Genomic DNA, 18913 nt, shown 5'->3' on the forward strand with positions numbered 1-18913 from the left:
CCGTCGCGGGCGGCCTGGCCGGGGGAGTGCAGATGCGGCGGGCACCCTCGTTGCCCTCAATGCTCTGTGGGACCTCAATCTGCCGCCGTCGGAGCTGCATGCCCTCGCCGCCGACCTCGGATCCGATGTTCCGTTCCTCCTCAGGGGAGGGCTCGCGCTCGGCACCTCCCGGGGGGAGGACCTCGAGCCGATCACGCCGGGGGCCTTCCAGTCGTGGGTGCTCGTGCTCGATGACGAGGGTCTGTCGACCCCGGCGGTGTTCCGCCGTTACGACGAGCTCCACCCCGAGCCGCACGATCCGGCCCCGGTCGAGGAGCTCATCAACGCGCTCGGCTCACAGGTCCTCGGTGACCTGTCCGGGCTCTTCGTCAACGACCTCGCCGAGCCCGCCTTCACGCTCCGGACCGACCTCGCGGAGCGCTTCAATCGGCTGGATGGGGCGGGCATTGCCACGGTCCTTTCAGGTTCCGGGCCTACGATCGGTGTGCTGTGCGAGAGCGTGGAGGCGGCCGATGCTCTCGCGGGGCAGCTGTCGAAGGAAGGCCTGCGCGCGGTGAGGGCCGACGGCCCGGTCGCCGGCGCACATATCGTGAGGAGCAGCTGATGGCGCACCTGCTGTCGATGGAGGATGTCGGAATCACTCTCGGGTCCCGCCCGATCCTCGGCGATATCACCCTGGGATTGGATGACGGCGCGAGGGTCGGCGTGGTCGGTCCGAACGGCGGCGGCAAGTCGACCCTTCTCCGGCTCATCACAGGCGAGCTCGAGGCCGATAACGGTCGGGTGACCCGCACCGGCGGGCTGCGTGCAGCAGTCCTCTCGCAGCGGGACGAGCTGGCCGACACGACGGTGCGCGCCGCGATCCACGGCACAGCCTCCGAACACGAATGGGCATCAGAGCGGGCGATCCGCGAGCTCCACGCCGGCCTCATCCCCGATGTCGATCTCGACCGGGGTGTCAACGAGCTCTCCGGTGGTCAGCGGCGCAGGGTTGCGCTCTGCTCCGTCCTGACGGCCGACGCCGACCTCATCATCCTCGACGAGCCGACGAACCACCTCGACGTCGACGGTGTCGACTACCTCCACCGCTATCTCACCGAGCGCTTCTCCCGCGGCCGAGGCGCGCTCGTCACGGTCACCCATGATCGCTGGTTCCTCGACGCCGTCTGTGAGCGCATGTGGGAGGTCGTGCCCGGGAACGACGGGGCCGGTGGCCGCAGCCCCCAGCCCGGCCGGGTCGAGCAGTACGAGGGCGGCTACGCCGCCTACGTGCTCGCACGCGCCGAGCGTGAGCGCCAGCGCACCCAGGCGGAATCGAAGCGGGCCAACCTCCTGCGCAAGGAGCTGGCCTGGCTGCGTCGGGGAGCGCCCGCACGGACCTCGAAGCCGAAGTTCCGGATCGAGGCCGCCAATGAGCTCATCGCCGACGAGCCGGCGCCCCGCGACCGGGTCGAGCTGACGAAGATGGCGACGGCCCGGCTGGGCAAGGACGTCATCGACCTCGAGGACGTGTCATTCTCCTACGGCGAGCGGTCGATCCTCGAGGGAACGACCCTGCGGCTCGGCCCCGGGGAGCGGCTCGGCATCGTCGGCGCCAACGGGTCGGGCAAGTCCACCCTGCTCGGCCTCATCGCCGGCAGGCTCCAGCCGACGGGCGGGCGCGTCAAGCGCGGCAAGACCGTCCAGCTCGCCGAGCTGTCGCAGCACACGTCCGAATTGGATGCGGTGGGCGACATGAGGGTCGTCGAATCGGTCAGCTCGATCGCCACCTCCATCGACGTCGGTGGAAAGGAGATGACGGCGAGCCAGCTCGTCGAGCGTCTAGGCTTCACCCGGGAGCGGGCGTGGACCGAGGTGAGCCGCCTGTCCGGCGGCGAGCGGCGCCGCCTCCAGCTCATCAGGCTCCTCATGGCGAGCCCGAACGTCCTCCTCATGGACGAGCCGACGAACGACCTCGACACCGATACGCTGTCGGCGATCGAGGACCTGCTCGACGACTGGCCGGGCACCCTCGTCGTCATCTCCCATGACCGGTACCTGCTCGAGAGGATCACCGACCATCAGGTTGCGGTCATGGAGGGGCAGGTGCGTCACCTGCCGGGCGGGATCGACGAGTACCTGACGCTCCGGGCCGCCCAGGAGGTCATCGACGACATCGTCGAGAGCGGGCCCGAGCCGACCGTCTCTGATGCTGCGATTGCCCGGACCGCGAGGAAGACGATGGCGAGGGTCGAGCGGCAGCTCACCCGCGAGCGTGAGGCGCTCGCCAAGATCCAGGACGAGCAGGTTGTCGCCGCGCTCGACTTCGAGCGCCTCGCGAAGCTCACCGATGAGGCTGCCCGCATCCAGCAGCGCATCGACGACCTCGAAGAGGAGTGGCTGTGGGCGGCCGAGCAGGCCGACTGAGTGCCTAGGGAGCGGGTGCCTCCGAGGGCTGCTCGGGAACGGCGGCGAGCAGATAGCCGCCATCAGGCCCGAAAAGCAGCGCTGCACCCTGGGGCGTGACGTGGGCGGGAACGAGGACCGTCCCCTCACCGTCCGCATAATAGGCCTGAGCAATCGCCCCGGTCAGGACGTTGTGGACCCTGATCGCATCCCCCTCGCGCAGGTAGGCGAAGATACCGCCCACGCTGACCAGCTCCGTCTCGGGGCCAACGGTGATCGACCAGAGGGCCTCTCCCTCGCCGTAGGCATGGAGCGCCGATGCATCGCGGACGACGAGCGTGCCGGTCGCGGGATCGACGCCCGCGCTCTGAGCCGACTCGGCGACGGTCTGTCCAGTTGCGACGTCGATGATGCGACCACGGTCGCCCTCCCTCAGCAGGGCGTACTCGCCGTCCATCCCCACCCACTCGGTGCTCGTCGGCTCGCCGGCGTCGACCGACCACAGAGTCGTGCCCGACGGGTCGACTGCACTGAGCACCTCCTCCTCTGCGGCGAGCAGGGTGCCGGAGTACTCGGCGAGGTAGGGTCCGGTGATCATGGTGCCGTCGTCGGGGTCGAGGGTGAAGCGCTCGCCCTCATCGGAGAAGATGAGCCCCGGCCCCTCGAAGGAACCAGGAACATCGACCGGCCCCCAGAGGCTCTCACCCGTCCGCAGGTCATAGGCCTGCGCCGAGAGGCTGGTCGACTCCCCGTCATCGAGCAGGACAGCCACGGGCATGCCGTCGCTCGTCGACGTCACGGCGAAGTCGGTGAAGGAGGAGGGTCGCTGCGTTGACCAGAGAACCTCGCCGAATATCGTCATCGCCTCGAAGGTGAGAACGTCATCCAGGCTGGCGGAGAGATAGATGCCGTCCGCGAACTGCGGCGGCAGATCCCACCCCGGGTCCAGCACCTCGAGTCCGTCGAGGGCGATCGGCACGTTCATGTCCGAGGTGTCGACGATGGTCGGCTCGGCATGCTCCGTCTTCACCTCTCGATCGATGTCAGGCTGTGAGCCGCAGGCGGCGAGGAGCAGGGCGCCTGCGGCTACCAGTGCAGCGCCCCTCCGATGCGGAGTGCGAGAAGTCACGGTATCTCCCTCGGTGTGATGATGTTGCCGCCCGGTTGAGGCGTCGTGCCGCCGAACGGCGGGTGGTCGCCCTCCCCGGCGGACTGCGATGGCTCTGGTTCAGTCGGCGCGGCCGGGGTCCGGCGCGCGTACCAGATGGCGGTGATGAGGGCGGCGACCGCGACGATGGCGGCGATGTCGACGATGGGATTCGAGAGGAATCCCGCGCCCTCCTGGAGGTTGGCCTGGGTTGAGGCCGAGACGACCTCCGGCATGCCCACCAGTCCGTTGGTGGCCCAGAAGAGCACGCCGGTGGCGGTGATCAGCGCACCGGTCAGGACCGAGGTCGTGTGGAACCGGAAGCCCGCCACTGTGAAGCCCCGCCCGCGGAGCAGAGAGCGGCCGCGCCCGCCCAGCGGGCGCCAGAGGGCGACGATGAGGAGAAGGGGGACCACCATGCCGGCGCCGTAGACGGCCAGAAGGAGACCGGCCGTCACACTGTCGCCGCTCGCCGCGGCGACGGTGAGCACCGCGCCGAGGATGGGGCCGGCACAGAACCCGGCGACCCCGCTCGTCGTCCCCAGCAGGAAGGTCTTGACCAACCCGGTGGCGGATGCCGCGCGGCCACGGGCCGCGGACTGCCCGGGGAGGATCGACGACGGGTCGAACCCGAGACCGAAGATCTGGGCGATTCCGAGCGTAATGAGGAGCAGCGAGGAGACGGTGATCAGCTCGGTCCTGTGCGTGAGGAACAGCGACCCGAAGGCGCCCGCCCCGACGCCGAGCGGCACGAGGATGATGAGCAGGCCGCCGTAGAACACGCCCGCGTGGAGCAGGAGCCGCGGCCCCGAACCGACCGTCGAGGCGAAGAACGAGGGCAGCAGAAGCGCAGCGCACGGTGAGAGCAGGGCGAGGATTCCGCCGAGGAAGGCGGTGACGAAGCCGACGTCCACGGCTACTCCGCGAGGGCCGTGTCGACCGCGCCCGTGAACACCTCGGTCGGCTGGGCTCCGACGACCGGCTGTCCGTTGATGAAGAACACGGGTGTGGAGTACACGCCGAGGTCGATGCCGAGCTGCTGGTTCTCGGCCACCGCTCGGGCAGTCTCCGGTGAGGACAGATCCTCGGTGAACTGCGCGACGTCAAGGCCGAGTTCGCCGGCGACACCGGTCAGTGCAGCCTCGGTCAGGTCGGAGGAGACCTGCCCATCGACGAACAGGGCGTCGTGGAACTCCCAGAACGCGCCCTGCTGCCCGGCTGCGTGCGCCGCGAGGGCGGCCCGCTCGGAATCCTCGCCGAAGACCGTGAGGTCCCGCCATTCGATTCTGAGCTCGCCCGCGTCGACATAGTCGAGCATGCTCGGCAGGGTCTGCTCGGTCCACCGAGCGCAGAACGGGCACTGGTAGTCAGAGAAGGCGACCATGACGACTGGCGCGTCGACCGGGCCGATCGCCAGCGGGTCGCCCTCCTGTCGTCGCTCGGCCGTCGAGTAGTCGGGTGTTGAGGGCCCCTGGACCTGGGTCGGGGCGGAGACCCTCGCCACTCCGGAGGCGTCGGATTCCTCGCCCCCGCCGCGCGCGAGAACGGCGACGATGAGTGCGGCGGCGATGATGAGAATGGCGAGGGGGACGAGCACAGCAGGCCGCGCGGCAGTCCGGTTGGGCATGGGGTCTCCGTTCGGTTGACGACTATCCAGCATAGTCAACTATCGACGATAGTCGAGAGTGTGACAGAATCACAGCATGACGCCTGCAGATCAGCTCCTAGCACATCGCGGAACGGGCAGCCCGGTGGTAACCGCCCTGCGGGGGTGGACCGGCCGGCAGGTCGCGGTGGCGGCCGCTGCCAGCATCGCCATCGCGCTTGTCATCGGAATCGCGACCGTTCTCATTCCCAATCCGATCTTCGGTCGAGACATACCGCCCGTCTGGTGGAACTACCCGGTCTGGATCCTCACCTCGATCCTCTCCGGCATGCTCCTCGCCACGTACATCGCTGGCGAGGACGACGGATCGCCGAGGACCCGTCGGTTCGGAATAGTCGGCACCGCCCTCGCGTGGTTCGCTGTGGGCTGTCCCGTCTGCAACAAGATCGCACTCCTCGCCCTCGGCTACTCGGGCGCCATCACCTGGTTCGCTCCGCTCCAGCCCGTCCTCGCCATCGGCGCGCTCGCCCTCACCGGCATCGCCCTCGTGTGGCGCCTGCGCGGGCAGGTCGCCTGCCGGACGGGAGTCGGGCGATGACTGAGTTCGAGGAGCCGATCCGCCTCGGCGCGCTGGAGGCGCAGGTCATGGACGTCCTGTGGGACGTGGGGCCGGGCACCGTTCGCGACATCATCTCCCACATCGCCTCCAATCCTGCCTACACGACGATCGCGACCGTCCTCGCCAATCTCGACCGGAAGGGAATGGTCGAGATCTCCCGCTCGAGGCGGTCGACGACGTACTCGGCTGGCATGAGCCGCGCCGAATACGAGGCGAATCAGATGGCGTGCGTGCTGCGAGGCAGCCGCGACCGAGCCTCGTCGATCCTCCATTTCGTCGAGTCGATGTCGGAGACAGACAGAGTCCTGCTGCGCGACTTCCTCACGTCGAAGGCGGCTGAGCGGTGAGCGTGGTGGCGCTCGCCTCGGCTTTCGCGCTCGCGGTCGTCCTCGCCGCGATTGTCGGACCGCTGCTGCTGCGCCGCTCGGCACCGCTGCTCGTCCGACTGCCGCGCCTCGCAATCGCCGTGCTCGCCGGCACGATCCTCCTGTGGCCGGCCGCGCTGCTGAGCATCGGTCCCCTCGCCGCGTGGCTCCTGTCCGGGCCGACGATTCTCCCCGAGGGCGCCGCCGAGGTCTGCCAGCGCTGCATCAGCGCAGCCAACCCCTTCGGCGCAGAGATCGGGTCGGGTCCCGTTCCGTCGATCCTCCTTCTTGCGCTGCCGGCCGCCGCCGCAGTGGTGCTCGGGGCGGCGGTCGCGGTACGGCTCCGATCGAACGTGGGGGAGCTGGTGAAAGCCGCAGAGAGCGTGAGCGGCCAGAGCCGGGTCATTGCCGGACACAGGGTGACGGTGGTGGCGGACGATCGACTGCTGGCCTACTCCCTTCCCGGCGCCCGCGGCGGGATCGTGCTATCGACCGGGGCACTCGCGGCTCTCGAGCGGGCGGAGTTGGCCGCAGTGCTCGCGCACGAGCGTGCCCACGTGAGGCAGCGCCACCACTGGGTCATGGCCCTCACCGACTCCATCTCAACCGTCCTCACCGCCGTGCCCCTCATCCGGGAGGCCAGGCGCATGCTTCCTGCCTATCTCGAGATCGCCGCAGACCGGGCGGCACAGAAGGCCGCGGGGACGACCGCCGTAGTCAGCGCCCTCCTCACGCTCGGCGAGCGCAGCGCGGTCAGAGAGGGTGCGCTGCACATGGCGGGTCCGGAGCGTGTGCGCCAGCTGGTCGCCCCGGCCCGCGGCCGGGCAGGGGCCCTGCCGACCGCGGTCATGATCTCGCTCGTCGTGGTTCTCGCCGCCGTGACGGCGCTTGTGTTCGCGCCCTACTCCGCCGCGCTCGCGGTGGGATGTGCCCTATGACGGACACCATCCACGCCCGGGGGCAGGGCTCATGAGCGTCGTCGCGGGGCTGATCATGGCCGGGTTGCTTCTCGCCCAGGGAGCCCAGGTCGATGCAGTCGCCATCGGCGACTCCTACTCCTCCGGCCACGGCGCAGGGCAGTACAGCGACGAGCTGTGCCTCCGCTCCGAACAGGCATCGATCGAACGTGTTGCGGACTTCTTCGGCGGCACGGCCGTCAACGCGGCCTGCAGCGGCGCGAAGGTCGCCGACCTGACCGAGCCCCGCATCATCTCCCAGACGCGGGCCGACGGTACGGAGTGCGCGACAGACATGACGGGGGCGACTGCGACGCTCGAGGATGGCATCTGCACCATCACCCTCGACCCGCAGATCGAGGCAGCCGCCGGTGCGACCGACGTGTTCATCATGATCGGCGGCAACGATATCGGCTTCCTCCCGATCGCAGGCGCCTGCCTTTTCCAGGGAAACCCAGAGCAGTGCGAGATCGCCGTCGACAGCGCACGGCAGTCGGTCGGCACCGTCATTGACAGGCAGCGTGATGCCCTCATCGCCCTGCGGGAGATCGCCCCGCAGGCCCGCCTCCACCTCGTGCCCTACCCCCGACTCATCGAGGGAGGGCCCGCGGGGGAGATCCCGGTCGATGCGGCCGGGTTCCAGCAGGAGTGGGAGGACAGTCTGCGCGAGCTGGCGGCTGAGATGTCGGCCGAGATCGGCGACGTCTATTACGTCGAGACGCTCACTCCGATCTGGGAGGGGCATGGCCTGGGCGCGGCCAACAGCTGGATCCACACGGATGGCAGCATCCGCGACCTGCTCCACCCCACGGACGCGGGATGGCGGGCGGGCGGCTCGGCCCTCATCGCCCACCTCGGCCTCGTCCTGTGACAGCGGTCTGCGGCCATAGTCTTTGACGCGCGAATAAATCTCGATATCGAGTATTCTTTCGCTATGAGTACGGGGGAGTACCGATCCGATGAGGTCGATGAGATTGTCGCGGCGTGGCGGCGAGAGCGTGGTGACCTCGATTCGTCGCCGCTCGAGATCTTCTCCCGCCTGCTCCGCCTCAACCGCCACCTCGAGAAATTCCGGAGGGAGGCCTTTGCCGCCCACGGGCTCGACGTATGGGAGTTCGAGATGCTGTCGCTCCTGCGCAGGCAGGGGGAGCCGTTCCAGGCCCAGCCCTCGCAGTTCATGAACCAGCTCCTCGTCCCCTCAGGGACCCTCACCCACCGCATCAACTCGATGGTCGAGCGCGGGCATGCGAAACGGCTGCAGGACGAGCGGGACCGTCGCATCAAGTACGTTCAGGCGACCGATCTCGGCATCGCCAAGTCTGACCGGGCGATGGAGGACCTGCTCCGCAGCGAGGCGGCGATGCTCGCCCACATCTCCGACGAGGACAAGGCCACCGTCAGCCGGATTCTTCGGGAGATGCTGCTCCCGTTCAGCGGGGCGGACGACCGATAGATCTGCTGCACTCCGAGTGAACGATCGGCAGCCGATCAGACGGAGACATAACAGGCGCCTCCCCGGTCGGGGAGGCGCCTCGTCTGTCACCTGCGTGGCGGGGTGTCATCACCTGCTTCGCAGGGTCTGTCATCACCTACTTCGGAGGGCGTCCTTGAGCTTCATGCGCGTTCCTGTGTGGAGGATTGAGCGCTCGTAGATCTTTCCTGCGAGGGCGGCGAGGATTGGGATGGCGGCGAGACAGATGGCGATGGCGATGACGACGTCCATGACCGGCACATCGGTGAAGGCCGCCCTGACTGGGAGGACGAACGGGCTGAAGAACGGAACGAATCCTACGATCTGGGTGACGGTCGAGTCCGGGTTCTCGGGTACGTAGAACATCGCGAAGTAGAACGGGATGAGGGACAGGAACACCATCGGGCCGGTGATCGCGCCGATGTCCTCCTGCCGGGAGACGGTCGCGGCGAGGCCGCCCGTGACGGAGGCATAGATGATGTAGCCGAGCAGCACCCAGACGATGAGCATGGGGATGTAGCGGCCGATGTTGATCTCGGGCAGGAGACCCGCGATCGCGGCCGCCGCGACCATCGCCAGGACATAGGTGGCGACCATGGCGAGGATGGCGGCGCCGATGCCGAGGAACTTGCCGAGCAGCAGATTCCGGGGCTTGATCGTCGCGAGGAGGATCTCGACGACGCGGCTCGACTTCTCCTCGACGACGCCGGTGGCGAGCATGGCGATGCCGAAGGCGATGACACCGTAGACGATCGCGGCCGTCAGGGTGCCGACCGTGAAGAGCACAGGATCGAACTCGGTGCCGCCGACGATCTCGGGCATGATCTGCTGCGCCTCGCTCATCGCCTCGAGCACGCCGGGTGCGGCCTCGTCGCCGAGCTGATCGCTGACGACGACGGTGGTCGCGGCCGATTGGGTGATCGATGTGATGACGTCGAGATTCTCCGCGCCCTCGAGCGCGAAGATCTGGGGGCTCTGGGGAGTGCCGTCGATGAGGGCGCTGACGTCCTCGTTCTCCTCGAGGACCGTCTCGGGGTCGCCGTCGAGGGGGACAACGGTGAGACCGGCGGCGCTCAGGGTGTCGGACAGCGGCATCGCCGTCTCGGTCACGCCGACGGTCGCGTCCAGCTCCACCACATCGGTGGCCGAACCCCCGCCCTCGACCCCCTCATCGTCCAGCAGGAAGCGACCGAGGACGCCAGCGGCGAGGATGAGGATGGTGAGGACGATCGTTGAGATGATGAGGGACTTCGAGCGCAGCTGGGCCTGGAGCTCGCGGCGCGCCACAAGAATCGTCGAGTTCATCGGGTCTCCTTCGACTGGGTGGTGACAACGCCGCGGAACAGCTCTTCAAGGTGCGGCCTGCGGCGATAGAACTCGTAGACAGGGCCGTGGGCGAGGGCAGATTTGAGGATCTGCTGCTCATCGAAATCCGGTCGCGGTGCCACCAGCCTTCGCAGCACCCGTTCGCCCCGCTGCTCCTGCAGCGCGGTTGCCAGCCCAAGATGCTCGAAGGAGGCGGTCGATCCGGCGTCGGTGACGATCTCGTACTCCGGCTGGTCGGTCTGCCGCAGCTCGTCGATCTCGCCGACGGTCACCATGGCGCCCTCGGAGATGATGCCGACGCGGTCGCAGAGATTCTCGACCAGGCTGAGCTGGTGCGAGGAGAAGATGACGGGCACGCCCTCGCGGGTCTTCTCCCGCAGGACATCGCTCATGACGTCGACGGCGACCGGGTCGAGGCCGGAGAACGGCTCATCGAGGACCATGATCGTCGGATCCGAGACGAGGGCCGCGGCGAGCTGGACGCGCTGCTGGTTGCCGAGCGACAGGGTCTGGACCAGGTCGTCCCGGCGGTGGGCGATGTCGAGCTTTTCGGTCCACCGCTCCATGGCATCCGCCGCCTCATCGGCGGAGAGTCCGTGGAGCCGGGCCAGATAGATGAGCTGCTCGCCGACCTTCATCCGCGGGTACAGCCCGCGCTCCTCGGGCATGTAACCGATGTCGCGCCGGATGTCGTGGTCGAGCGGCTGGCCCTGCCAGGTGACGCGGCCGGAATCGGCGGCGAGCACGCCGAGGATGATGCGCATGGCGGTGGTCTTGCCCGCGCCGTTCGAGCCGACGAATCCGAACAGCTCACCGGGGTTGACGTGGAAGGACAGCCCGTTGAGGGCGGTGACAGAGCCGTACGATTTGTACAGTTCCTCGATCGAGAGCATGAAGCACCTTCAGGGTGAGAGGGTCATTGTGACGAGCGCGGTTCACTGTGACCTGCGCGATTGCCACGAATAATCTATCCCACGGCGAAAATGGATTCAGCACACAGCAGTGATCGTGGCGCCCCTCACACGACCGTCTCGGTCGAATGCGCGTCAGCCGGCCGCGATTCTCAGCTGCTCCGCGGGTTGAGCCTCTCGTCCGTATCCGGCGTGCCGATCGGCTTCGGGTCGAGTTCGAGGCGGTGGAGGCCGTTCCACAGGAGATTGACGGTGTGGGCCGCGATCTCCTCCTTCGAGCGCGGCTGGACGGGCTCGCCCGCGTCGGCGGCCTCGCGCTCGGCGATCCACCAGATGCCGACCTGGGCGACGGCTCCGCCGAGGAGCTGCCCGTAGACGGGAAGGCTCAGCGGGTCGAAGCCCTGGCGCTCGAACAGGGCGGCCATGAGGACCGTCAGGTGCTCGGTCACCTCGCCGATGACGGGGGAGAAGACACCGGTCGATACGCCTGCCGGCGACTGGTGGGCGAGAAGGCGGTAGCCGTCCGGGTTCGTCTCGAGATAGTCGAGGAGGCCGACAATGGTGAGCTCGAGGGCCTTGCGCGGGGAGGACGCCTGCGGGAGGGACTCGGTGAGCATGGAGACGAGCAGGTTGATCTCCCGGTCGACGATGACCTGGTAGAGACCCTCCTTGCCGCCGAAGTGCTCGTAGAGGACAGGCTTCGACACCCCGGCCGCCTGGGTGATCTCCTCGATCGAGGTCGCGTCGTAGCCGCGTTGGGCGAAGCTGGCGCGGGCGATGCCGATGAGCTGGAGCCTCCGCTCGGACCGGGACATGCGCACTTTCCTCGCGGGAACCTGATCATTCATGTGACCAGTATTCCACGCGGAACCGGCCAGAGGCTTTGGCTCGCCCCCGTCCCAGCTGGCAGACTGAAGGGTGTGCGTTCCGCCCTGGTGTAATGGCAGCACAGAGGCCTTTGAAGCCTTTAGTTCAGGTTCGAACCCTGAGGGCGGAGCCACAGATCGGGATCCGGCGCACAGAGTCGGCATTCCCACGTAGTGTTGGGATCGTGATGAGAGAGACGACCATGCCCCGCCCGACGGTCATTGTTCTGGCCGCGGGTGCGGGGACACGGATGAAATCTGCAACCCCGAAAGTCCTGCATGACGTGTGCGGACGATCCCTCGTCGGCCACGTTCTTCACGCCGCCTCGGCGGTTGACCCAGACCGCCTCGTCGTCGTCGTGCGCCACGAGCGCGACCTCGTCGCGGCCCACATCTCCGCCATCGCCCCGCACGCCATCATCGCCGACCAGGATGAGGTGCCGGGAACCGGTCGGGCCGTCTGGTGCGGCCTGCAGGCGCTCCCCGAGGATCTCGAGGGACCCGTTCTTGTGACGGCCGCCGACACCCCGCTCCTCGACGGCGACACCCTTGTTGCCCTCATGGCTGCGCACACGGGCAACGACATCACCGTCCTCACGACCCACGTTCCCGACCCGACCGGTTACGGCCGGATCGTCCGGGACGAGAACGGCATCATCTCCTCGATCGTCGAGCATCGCGACGCGACGCCGGAGCAGCTCGAGATCGACGAGATCAACTCCTCCATGTACGTCTTCGACGCCGCGATTCTGCGGAGCATGCTCGGCGGCCTCGGTACGGACAACGCCCAGGGGGAGATGTACCTGACGGACGTCATCTCCGGCGGCTACGGCCAGGGCCTGCGGATCGGCTCCTATATCGGCGATCCGCTGTGCGTCGAAGGGGTCAACGACCGTGTCCAGCTCGCCAATCTCCGCGCCATCATGAACCGGCGCCTGCTTGAGGACGCGATGCGGGCGGGTACGACGGTCGAAGACCCGTCCTCGACCTGGGTCGAAGTCGGCGTCACCTTCGAACCCGATTCACTCGTTCGGCCCGGCAGCTACCTCACCGGCACCACGTCCATCGCCTCCGGCGCGGCGATCGGACCCCACGTCTATCTCGACTCCGTCGAGGTCGGCCCCGGGGTCGACGTCTCATTCGCGCGCCACGCACACACTTCTCTCTCAGTCGACGCTACGCAGAAGGACGGACAGTCATGACCGGTATCCACTCCACCGGAGCCAAGCACCTCGTCATATCCAGTGGACGATCGCATTCAGCGCTCGCGTCCGAGGTGGCGGACTACCTCGAGATCGACCTCCTCCCGACGACGATCTATGACTTCGCCAACGGCGAGATTTACGTCCGGTTCGAGGAGTCGGTGCGCGGGGCAGACGCCTTCATCATCCAGACGCACACCCCGCCGGTGAACAAGTGGCTCATGGAGAGCCTCATCATGGTCGATGCCCTCAAGAGGGCCTCCGCCAAGCGCATCACCGTCGTCGCACCGTTCTACCCCTACGCCCGCCAGGATAAGAAGCACAAGGGTCGCGAGCCGATCTCGGCCCGCCTCGTCTCGGACCTGTTCAAGCAGGCCGGCGCGGACAGGATCATGAGCGTCGACCTGCATGCCGCCCAGACCCAGGGCTTCTTCGATGGCCCGGTCGACCACCTGTGGGCCATGCCCACCCTTGTTGAATATGTCCGCACGAGGATCGACCCGCAGAAGACCGCGGTCGTCTCGCCCGACGCCGGCCGCATTCGTGTCGCCGAGCAGTGGGCGGACCGCCTCGGCGGCACCCCCCTTGCCTTCGTCCACAAGACCCGCGACATCTCCCGCCCCAACCAGGCGGTCGCGAACCGCGTCGTCGGTGACGTCGCGGGCCGCACCTGCGTCCTCGTCGATGACCTCATCGATACCGGCGGGACGATCTGCGAAGCGGTCCGTGTCCTCCTGGAGGCAGGCGCGGCGGACGTCATCGTCGCCGCCACCCACGGCGTCCTGTCGGACCCGGCGGTCAAGCGCCTCGCCGAGTCCGGTGCCCGCGAAGTCGTCGTCACCGACACGGTCCCGATCGAGCGGGAGAAGCGTTTCAAGGAGCTGACGGTCCTGCCGATCGCGCCGGTTCTGGGTCGAGCGATCCATGAGGTCTTCGACGACGGATCGGTCACGAGCCTATTCGAGGGCGCGCACTAGGAGCGCTGTTCCTGCGGGCCGGACGGTTCGTTCCAGTCGGCGGGGGAGTCCTCACCCTGGTGAGTATGTGAGTGAGAGGGGCCATAGGCCCCTCTCTTCGCACGTCCGAGAGTCTGCGCTAGGATATGTGAGTTGCCTCGGCGAGGGAGGCGGTTCTGCCGCACTCCGTTATCGACGCGGTCCAAGTGTCACCCGGCACGTGGCCTACGAGGCTCATGCACGAAAGTGCCGATATAGAAGGAGACACTATGGTTGAATCCGTCAAGCTGACGAACACCGTCCGCGAAGATTTCGGCAAGGGCGCCGCACGTCGCCTCCGCCGCGCAGGTCAGATCCCCGCCGTCGTCTACGGACACGGCGCCGAGACCACTCACATCGCACTGGATGCGCACGAGACGTTCCTCGCCGTGCGCTACAACCAGAACGCCCTCGTCACCGTCACGATCAACGGTACGGACCAGCTGGCCCTCGTGAGGGACATCCAGCGCCACCCGATGACGTGGGACATCGAGCACGTCGACCTCATCGGCGTCCGCGCCGGTGAGCAGGTCGAGGTCACCGTCCCGATCACCGTCGTCGGCGAGCCCGCCCCCGGAACCGCCGTCACGACGGATCTTCTCACCGTCACGATCCTCGCCGACGCGACGATGATCCCCGAGTCGATCGAGGTCGATGTCGAGGGCAAGCCCGCGGGCACGCAGTTCCGCATCGCCGACCTCCCGCTCGGCGAGGGTGTCTCGACGGAGATGGATCCCGAGGACCTCGTTGTCTCGGTCATCGTCCCGCAGGGCGATACCGCTCTCGAGGAGGCCGACGCTGAGGCAGCCGAGGCCGCCGCAGCCGAGGGCGCCGCAGAGGACACTGAGTAATTGAACAGAGGAGCGCCCGGGCCACGCCCGGGCGCTCTTCATGGGAGTGGTATGAGAGCAGTAGTTGGACTCGGCAACCCGGGCCCGAAGTACGCGAATACACGGCACAACGTCGGTCACATGGTGATCGACGAGCTCGTGCGCCGCGCCGGCGGGAAGCTGACGGCACACCGCTCTCGCACCTTCCTCATGACGGGTCGGATGACGGCCGCCCCCATCGACGAGGGCGGCTTCGTCCTCGCGGTGTGCGACAGCTACATGAACGTCTCCGGCGGGCCCGTCAACGCACTGCTCAAATACTTCAAGATTGAGCCGTCGGAGCTCCTCGTCATCCACGATGATCTCGACCTGCCCGCCCACACGCTTCGCCTCAAGGACGGCGGCGGCGAGGGCGGGCACAACGGCCTCAAGTCGATCACGAACGCGATCGGGACGAAGAACTACCAGCGGCTGCGGATCGGTCTCGGGCGACCGCCCGGCTCGCAGGATGCTGCCGACTTCGTGCTGAGCCCCCTCAAGGGCGCAGCCCAGACCGAGTACCAGGTGACCGTCGCAAAGGCGGCCGACGCAGTCGATGACGTGCTGACGATGGGCTTCGTCGCCGCCCAGGCACGCCTGCACGCGGGCTGATGGAAGCCGTCCTCGGCAGGCTCCGCAACGAGCCGACACTCTCCGAGCTCCCGCTCTCCCGGGATAAGCGCCTTGATGTGGCCATGCCACTCGGCCTCATCCCCGGTGCCCTCGCCCTGCTCGCGAAGGACGGGGACCGCCCGACGGTCGTCGTCACCCCGACCGGTCGGGACGGCGACGAGCTGTTGGGCGCCCTCGCGGCGTACCTGCCCCGCGAGGAGCTCGACATCCTCCCCTCGTGGGAGACGCTCCCGCACGAGCGACTGTCGCCCCGCGCCGACACCGTCGCGACAAGGCTGTCCGTCATGCGGCGGCTCGCCCACCCTGAGGAGTTCGGCAGGCTCTCTGTCCTTATCGTCCCCATCAGGTCTCTCCTGCAGCCCGTCGTCAAGGGCCTGGGTGACATGGTGCCCGTCCGCGTCCGCACGGGCGAGGAGATGGAGCTCGAAGCACTGGCGACCGCGCTCGTCGACGCCGCCTACGTCCGTGTCGATATGGTCGAGTCGAGGGGACAGTTCGCGATCCGCGGCGGCATCCTCGACGTCTTCCCCCCGACGGAACCGCACCCGCTGCGCGTCGAGTTCTTCGGCGATGAGATCGACGAGATCAGGTCCTTCTCGGTTGCCGACCAGCGCTCACTCGAGGTCGTCGACGAGGTCTATGCGCCGCCCTGCCGGGAGATCCTCATCGATGAGGCCGTCCGCGAGCGTGCCCGCCGGGCTGCAGACAGCCTGCCGGGTGCCCGGGACATGCTCGAGAAGATCGCGCAGGGCATCGCCGTCGAGGGGATGGAATCGCTCGCGCCCGTCCTCACCGAGGGCATGCACCCGATCCACGAGCTCTTCGACCCCGCCTCACGCGTCGTCGTCGTCCAGCCCGAGCGGGTCTTCTCCCGCAGCCAGGATCTTGTCGCGACGACGGAGGAGTTCCTGGCGGCCGCGTGGTCGTCGGCCGCCGCCGGCGGCGACGTCCCCCTCACCGTCTCGGACGCGTCCTTCCTCGAGATCGAGGATGTCGGGCGGGCGATTCGGGGCCGGGGTATGGCGTGGTGGAGCTTCGGCGGCTTCACCGGTGATCAGGAGCTCGACAGCACGAAGCGGGCTGTCGAGGCGCAGGAGCCGAAGCCGTTCCACGGCGACGTTGATGCCGCGCTGAGTGAGATGGGGATGCTGGCCGCGCAGGGCTGGTGGCCGACCATCGTCGTCGAGGGCGGCGGCCTCGGCCGCCGCATCGCCTCCGAGCTCAATAAGCAGGATATTCCGGCTGAGTTCGTCACCGAGCTCGAGGAGATCCCCGGCGTCGTGACGATCACGGCGGCCCCGATCTCGACCGGCTTCATCATCCCCGGCGTCAGGCTCGCCGTCCTTGCGGCCTCGGATATCACCGGCCGCGGCGGCTCCTCGACGAAGGACATGAGGAAGATGCCGTCGCGCAGGCGCGCGACCGTCGATCCGCTTCAGCTCAAGCCCGGTGACTACATTGTCCACGACCGTCACGGTGTGGGCCGCTTCCTGCGGATGGACTCGCGTCCGATCGACGGCACCGATGGTGCGATGCGCGAGTACCTCGTTGTCGAATATGCGCCCTCGAAGCGTGGCATGCCCGGCGATCAGCTGTGGATCCCGACGGACTCCCTCGATCTCGTGTCCCGCTACTCCGGTTCCGAGGCGCCCCAGGTGTCGAAGATGGGCGGGGCGGACTGGGCCAAGGCGAAGGCGAAGGCCCGGAAGGCGACCGAGCAGATCGCGGGCGAGCTCGTCCGCCTCTACGCGACGAGGAAGGCGACGAAGGGTTTCCAGTTCTCGCCGGACACCCCGTGGCAGCGCGAGCTCGAGGATGCGTTTGCGTATGTCGAGACGCCCGACCAGCTCGTCACGATCGACGAGGTCAAGCGGGACATGGAATCCCCGACCCCGATGGATCGGCTCATCTCCGGCGATGTCGGCTACGGAAAGACCGAGATCGCGATCCGGGCCGCCTTCAAGGCCGTCCAGGACTCGAAGCAGGTCGCCGTCCTCGTGCCGACCACACTGCTCGTCTCTCAGCACCTCGAGACCTTCCAAGAGCGCTACGCGGGATTCCCGGTCACGGTGGCGGGACTGTCCCGCTTCCAGTCCGAGGAGGAATCCGAGAAGGTCAAGGCCGGGATCAAGGATGGCTCGATCGATGTCGTCGTCGGCACCCACCGGCTGCTGACCGGCTCGATCTCCTTCAAGGACCTCGGCCTTGTCATCATCGACGAGGAGCAGCGCTTCGGCGTCGAGCACAAGGAGACCCTCACCCAGCTTCGCGCGAACGTCGACGTCCTGTCGATGTCGGCCACCCCGATCCCGAGGACGTTGGAGATGGCGGTGACAGGCATCCGCGAGATGTCGACACTGGCGACTCCGCCTGAGGAGCGCCACCCCATCCTCACCTACGTGGGCCCCTACGAGGAGAAGCAGGTCAGCGCCGCGATCCGCAGGGAGCTCCTGCGCGACGGGCAGGTCTTCTACGTCCACAACCGGGTCCAGTCGATTCGGGCCCAGGCGAAGAAGGTTGAGGAGCTCGTCCCCGAGGCCCGCGTCGCGGTCGCCCACGGCAAGATGAGCGAGAAGCAGCTCGAGACCGTCATCCAACAGTTCTGGGACCGCGAGGTCGACGTGCTCGTCTGCACGACGATCATTGAGACGGGCCTCGACATCTCCAACGCCAACACCCTCATCGTCGACAACGCCGAGCGCCTCGGACTGTCCCAGCTCCATCAGCTGCGCGGCAGGGTCGGGCGCGGCCGCGAACGCGCCTACGCCTACTTCCTCTACCCGCCGGACAAGGCGATGACGGAGACCGCGGTGGCCCGCCTGCGGACCATCTCCTCGCACACCCAGCTCGGCTCCGGCATCCAGGTCGCCATGAAGGACCTCGAGATCCGCGGGGCGGGCAACCTCCTCGGCGGGGAGCAGTCCGGCCACATCGCCGGAGTCGGCTTCGACCTGTACGTGCGGATGATCGCCGAACAGGTGGAGGCCATGCAGGCGATGCTGACCGGCGGCCGGAAGGACGAGCCCGAGCCGCCGCCCATCAAGCTCGATCTGCCGATCGAGGCGACCGTGCCCGACTCGTACGTGCCGCAGGAGGGCCTGCGCCTCGACATCTACTCGAAGGTCGCCAACTCCTCGACCGAGGAGGAGCGCGACCAGATCCGCGCCGAGCTCGTCGACCGGTATGGTCCGATCCCGCCCGCGGTTGAGCGCATGTTCCTCGTCGCCCAGATCCGGGAGACGATGCGGGCTGCAAAGCTCGAGGATGCGGTCGTCCAGGGCGAGTACCTGCGGCTCTACCCGGTCGCCCTGCCCGATTCGAGGCAGATGAGGCTCAAGCGCCTCCATCCCCGCGCCGTCGTGAAGCCTGCCGTGCGCTCCGTCCTCGTCCCCCTGCCGGTCACGGGCAAAGGCAGGCTCGGCTCAGCTCCCGAGCCGGTCATGAACGAGGACTTCGGCGACTGGTTCGCGGACCTCATGAGGGCCGTGTTCCTGCCCGACGCGGAGGGCCGGGGTGGCAACAGCCCCGACGCCGCGGTCGGCTGACACCATCTCGAGGGCCT

18 protein-coding genes, 1 tRNA gene and 1 pseudogene are annotated in these 18913 nt (G+C 67.8%); 14 read left to right on the forward strand and 6 right to left on the reverse strand.

All coding sequences use genetic code 11. From position 1 onward, the window contains the following. Window positions 1-28 precede the first annotated feature (28 nt). From EJO69_RS12805 to EJO69_RS10405, 3 genes and pseudogenes are all read left to right on the forward strand, one after another. A pseudogene (locus EJO69_RS12805) lies at window positions 29-139 on the forward strand (GHMP family kinase ATP-binding protein); the annotation flags it as partial. 78 nt (window positions 140-217) lie between these two features. Continuing rightward, window positions 218-604: a hypothetical protein gene (locus EJO69_RS10400; protein ID WP_126041618.1), complete on the forward strand. Its 387-nt coding sequence runs from the start codon at window positions 218-220 to the stop codon at window positions 602-604. After that, window positions 604-2406, forward strand: coding sequence for an ABC-F family ATP-binding cassette domain-containing protein (locus EJO69_RS10405; protein ID WP_126041620.1), 1803 nt, complete (start codon window positions 604-606; stop codon window positions 2404-2406). The genes EJO69_RS10400 and EJO69_RS10405 overlap by 1 nt, the downstream gene beginning before the upstream one ends. Before the next feature lie 4 nt (window positions 2407-2410). On the opposite strand, the gene EJO69_RS10410 is transcribed toward EJO69_RS10405, so the two are convergent. From EJO69_RS10410 to EJO69_RS10420, 3 genes are read right to left on the reverse strand one after another with little or no spacing between them, the layout of a single operon-like run. Continuing rightward, window positions 2411-3514 (reverse strand): PQQ-binding-like beta-propeller repeat protein, encoded by a 1104-nt coding sequence (locus tag EJO69_RS10410; protein ID WP_126041622.1) that lies wholly within the window; start codon window positions 3512-3514, stop codon window positions 2411-2413. Next, window positions 3511-4446 carry a cytochrome c biogenesis CcdA family protein gene (locus tag EJO69_RS10415; protein WP_126041624.1) on the reverse strand — a complete coding sequence of 312 codons (936 nt, stop codon included), beginning with the start codon at window positions 4444-4446 and terminating at the stop codon, window positions 3511-3513. Before EJO69_RS10415 ends, EJO69_RS10410 begins: the two co-directional genes overlap by 4 nt. A gap of 2 nt (window positions 4447-4448) precedes the next feature. Beyond that, entirely contained in the window at window positions 4449-5159 is a 711-nt protein-coding gene (locus EJO69_RS10420; RefSeq protein WP_126041625.1) for a DsbA family protein, read from the reverse strand. Window positions 5160-5235: 76 nt separating this feature from the next. On the opposite strand from EJO69_RS10420, the gene EJO69_RS10425 reads away from it, so the two are divergent. The 5 genes from EJO69_RS10425 to EJO69_RS10445 all read left to right on the forward strand — a co-directional run bounded on the left by EJO69_RS10425 (window position 5236) and on the right by EJO69_RS10445 (window position 8531). Next, entirely contained in the window at window positions 5236-5736 is a 501-nt protein-coding gene (locus tag EJO69_RS10425) for a hypothetical protein (RefSeq protein WP_126041627.1), read from the forward strand. Further along, the gene (locus EJO69_RS10430; protein WP_126041629.1) at window positions 5733-6104 is read left to right on the forward strand and encodes a BlaI/MecI/CopY family transcriptional regulator; all 372 of its coding nucleotides are present in this window, start codon (window positions 5733-5735) and stop codon (window positions 6102-6104) included. Before EJO69_RS10425 ends, EJO69_RS10430 begins: the two co-directional genes overlap by 4 nt. Beyond that, a complete protein-coding gene (locus EJO69_RS10435; RefSeq protein ID WP_126041631.1) occupies window positions 6101-7060 on the forward strand; it encodes a M56 family metallopeptidase in 960 nt (319 codons plus the stop codon). Before EJO69_RS10430 ends, EJO69_RS10435 begins: the two co-directional genes overlap by 4 nt. Window positions 7061-7091: 31 nt before the next feature. Beyond that, window positions 7092-7949: a GDSL-type esterase/lipase family protein gene (locus EJO69_RS10440; protein WP_126041633.1), complete on the forward strand. Its 858-nt coding sequence runs from the start codon at window positions 7092-7094 to the stop codon at window positions 7947-7949. 63 nt (window positions 7950-8012) lie between these two features. After that, the gene (locus tag EJO69_RS10445) at window positions 8013-8531 is read left to right on the forward strand and encodes a MarR family winged helix-turn-helix transcriptional regulator (protein WP_126041634.1); all 519 of its coding nucleotides are present in this window, start codon (window positions 8013-8015) and stop codon (window positions 8529-8531) included. A 132-nt stretch (window positions 8532-8663) separates the two neighbouring features. Here EJO69_RS10445 and EJO69_RS10450 read toward each other — a convergent pair whose 3' ends face one another. From EJO69_RS10450 to EJO69_RS10460, 3 genes are all read right to left on the reverse strand, one after another. After that, window positions 8664-9854, reverse strand: coding sequence for an ABC transporter permease (locus EJO69_RS10450; protein WP_126041636.1), 1191 nt, complete (start codon window positions 9852-9854; stop codon window positions 8664-8666). Then, window positions 9851-10768, reverse strand: a complete 918-nt coding sequence (locus EJO69_RS10455; RefSeq protein WP_126041638.1) for an ABC transporter ATP-binding protein — start codon at window positions 10766-10768, stop codon at window positions 9851-9853. The genes EJO69_RS10450 and EJO69_RS10455 overlap by 4 nt, the downstream gene beginning before the upstream one ends. A 170-nt stretch (window positions 10769-10938) precedes the next feature. Beyond that, window positions 10939-11634 carry a TetR/AcrR family transcriptional regulator gene (locus EJO69_RS10460; protein WP_245993631.1) on the reverse strand — a complete coding sequence of 232 codons (696 nt, stop codon included), beginning with the start codon at window positions 11632-11634 and terminating at the stop codon, window positions 10939-10941. Between the two features lie 78 nt (window positions 11635-11712). Between EJO69_RS10460 and EJO69_RS10465 the strand changes: the two genes are divergently transcribed. The 6 genes from EJO69_RS10465 to mfd all read left to right on the forward strand — a co-directional run bounded on the left by EJO69_RS10465 (window position 11713) and on the right by mfd (window position 18896). Continuing rightward, window positions 11713-11786: transfer RNA gene (locus tag EJO69_RS10465), tRNA-Gln, on the forward strand. Between the two features lie 69 nt (window positions 11787-11855). Further along, window positions 11856-12854, forward strand: coding sequence for an NTP transferase domain-containing protein (locus EJO69_RS10470; protein ID WP_211331560.1), 999 nt, complete (start codon window positions 11856-11858; stop codon window positions 12852-12854). Then, complete coding sequence (locus EJO69_RS10475; RefSeq protein ID WP_126041641.1) at window positions 12851-13831, forward strand: ribose-phosphate diphosphokinase; 981 nt, start codon at window positions 12851-12853, stop codon at window positions 13829-13831. The genes EJO69_RS10470 and EJO69_RS10475 overlap by 4 nt, the downstream gene beginning before the upstream one ends. A gap of 248 nt (window positions 13832-14079) precedes the next feature. Beyond that, window positions 14080-14700 (forward strand): 50S ribosomal protein L25/general stress protein Ctc, encoded by a 621-nt coding sequence (locus tag EJO69_RS10480; RefSeq protein ID WP_126041643.1) that lies wholly within the window; start codon window positions 14080-14082, stop codon window positions 14698-14700. Between the two features lie 51 nt (window positions 14701-14751). Continuing rightward, window positions 14752-15330 carry an aminoacyl-tRNA hydrolase gene (pth, locus tag EJO69_RS10485; RefSeq protein ID WP_126041645.1) on the forward strand — a complete coding sequence of 193 codons (579 nt, stop codon included), beginning with the start codon at window positions 14752-14754 and terminating at the stop codon, window positions 15328-15330. Then, window positions 15330-18896 (forward strand): transcription-repair coupling factor, encoded by a 3567-nt coding sequence (gene mfd, locus EJO69_RS10490; protein WP_126041647.1) that lies wholly within the window; start codon window positions 15330-15332, stop codon window positions 18894-18896. The genes pth and mfd overlap by 1 nt, the downstream gene beginning before the upstream one ends. The last annotated feature ends 17 nt before the right edge of the window (window positions 18897-18913 follow it).

The organism is Flaviflexus salsibiostraticola (assembly GCF_003952265.1).
Taxonomy (GTDB): domain Bacteria; phylum Actinomycetota; class Actinomycetes; order Actinomycetales; family Actinomycetaceae; genus Flaviflexus; species Flaviflexus salsibiostraticola.

Bases quoted from the DNA above. Each gene is read 5' to 3' on its own strand.
- EJO69_RS10440 (WP_126041633.1), top strand. From the start codon at position 7,092: ATGAGCGTCGTCGCGGGGCTGATCATGGCCGGGTTGCTTCTCGCCCAG.
- EJO69_RS10470 (WP_211331560.1), top strand. From the start codon at position 11,856: ATGCCCCGCCCGACGGTCATTGTTCTGGCCGCGGGTGCGGGGACACGG.
- EJO69_RS10450 (WP_126041636.1), bottom strand. From the start codon at position 9,854: ATGAACTCGACGATTCTTGTGGCGCGCCGCGAGCTCCAGGCCCAGCTG.
- EJO69_RS10455 (WP_126041638.1), bottom strand. From the start codon at position 10,768: ATGCTCTCGATCGAGGAACTGTACAAATCGTACGGCTCTGTCACCGCC.
- EJO69_RS10420 (WP_126041625.1), bottom strand. From the start codon at position 5,159: ATGCCCAACCGGACTGCCGCGCGGCCTGCTGTGCTCGTCCCCCTCGCC.
- mfd (WP_126041647.1), top strand. From the start codon at position 15,330: ATGGAAGCCGTCCTCGGCAGGCTCCGCAACGAGCCGACACTCTCCGAG.
- EJO69_RS10460 (WP_245993631.1), bottom strand. From the start codon at position 11,634: ATGAATGATCAGGTTCCCGCGAGGAAAGTGCGCATGTCCCGGTCCGAG.
- EJO69_RS10480 (WP_126041643.1), top strand. From the start codon at position 14,080: ATGGTTGAATCCGTCAAGCTGACGAACACCGTCCGCGAAGATTTCGGC.
- EJO69_RS10425 (WP_126041627.1), top strand. From the start codon at position 5,236: ATGACGCCTGCAGATCAGCTCCTAGCACATCGCGGAACGGGCAGCCCG.
- EJO69_RS10475 (WP_126041641.1), top strand. From the start codon at position 12,851: ATGACCGGTATCCACTCCACCGGAGCCAAGCACCTCGTCATATCCAGT.
- EJO69_RS10405 (WP_126041620.1), top strand. From the start codon at position 604: ATGGCGCACCTGCTGTCGATGGAGGATGTCGGAATCACTCTCGGGTCC.
- pth (WP_126041645.1), top strand. From the start codon at position 14,752: ATGAGAGCAGTAGTTGGACTCGGCAACCCGGGCCCGAAGTACGCGAAT.
- EJO69_RS10445 (WP_126041634.1), top strand. From the start codon at position 8,013: ATGAGTACGGGGGAGTACCGATCCGATGAGGTCGATGAGATTGTCGCG.
- EJO69_RS10430 (WP_126041629.1), top strand. From the start codon at position 5,733: ATGACTGAGTTCGAGGAGCCGATCCGCCTCGGCGCGCTGGAGGCGCAG.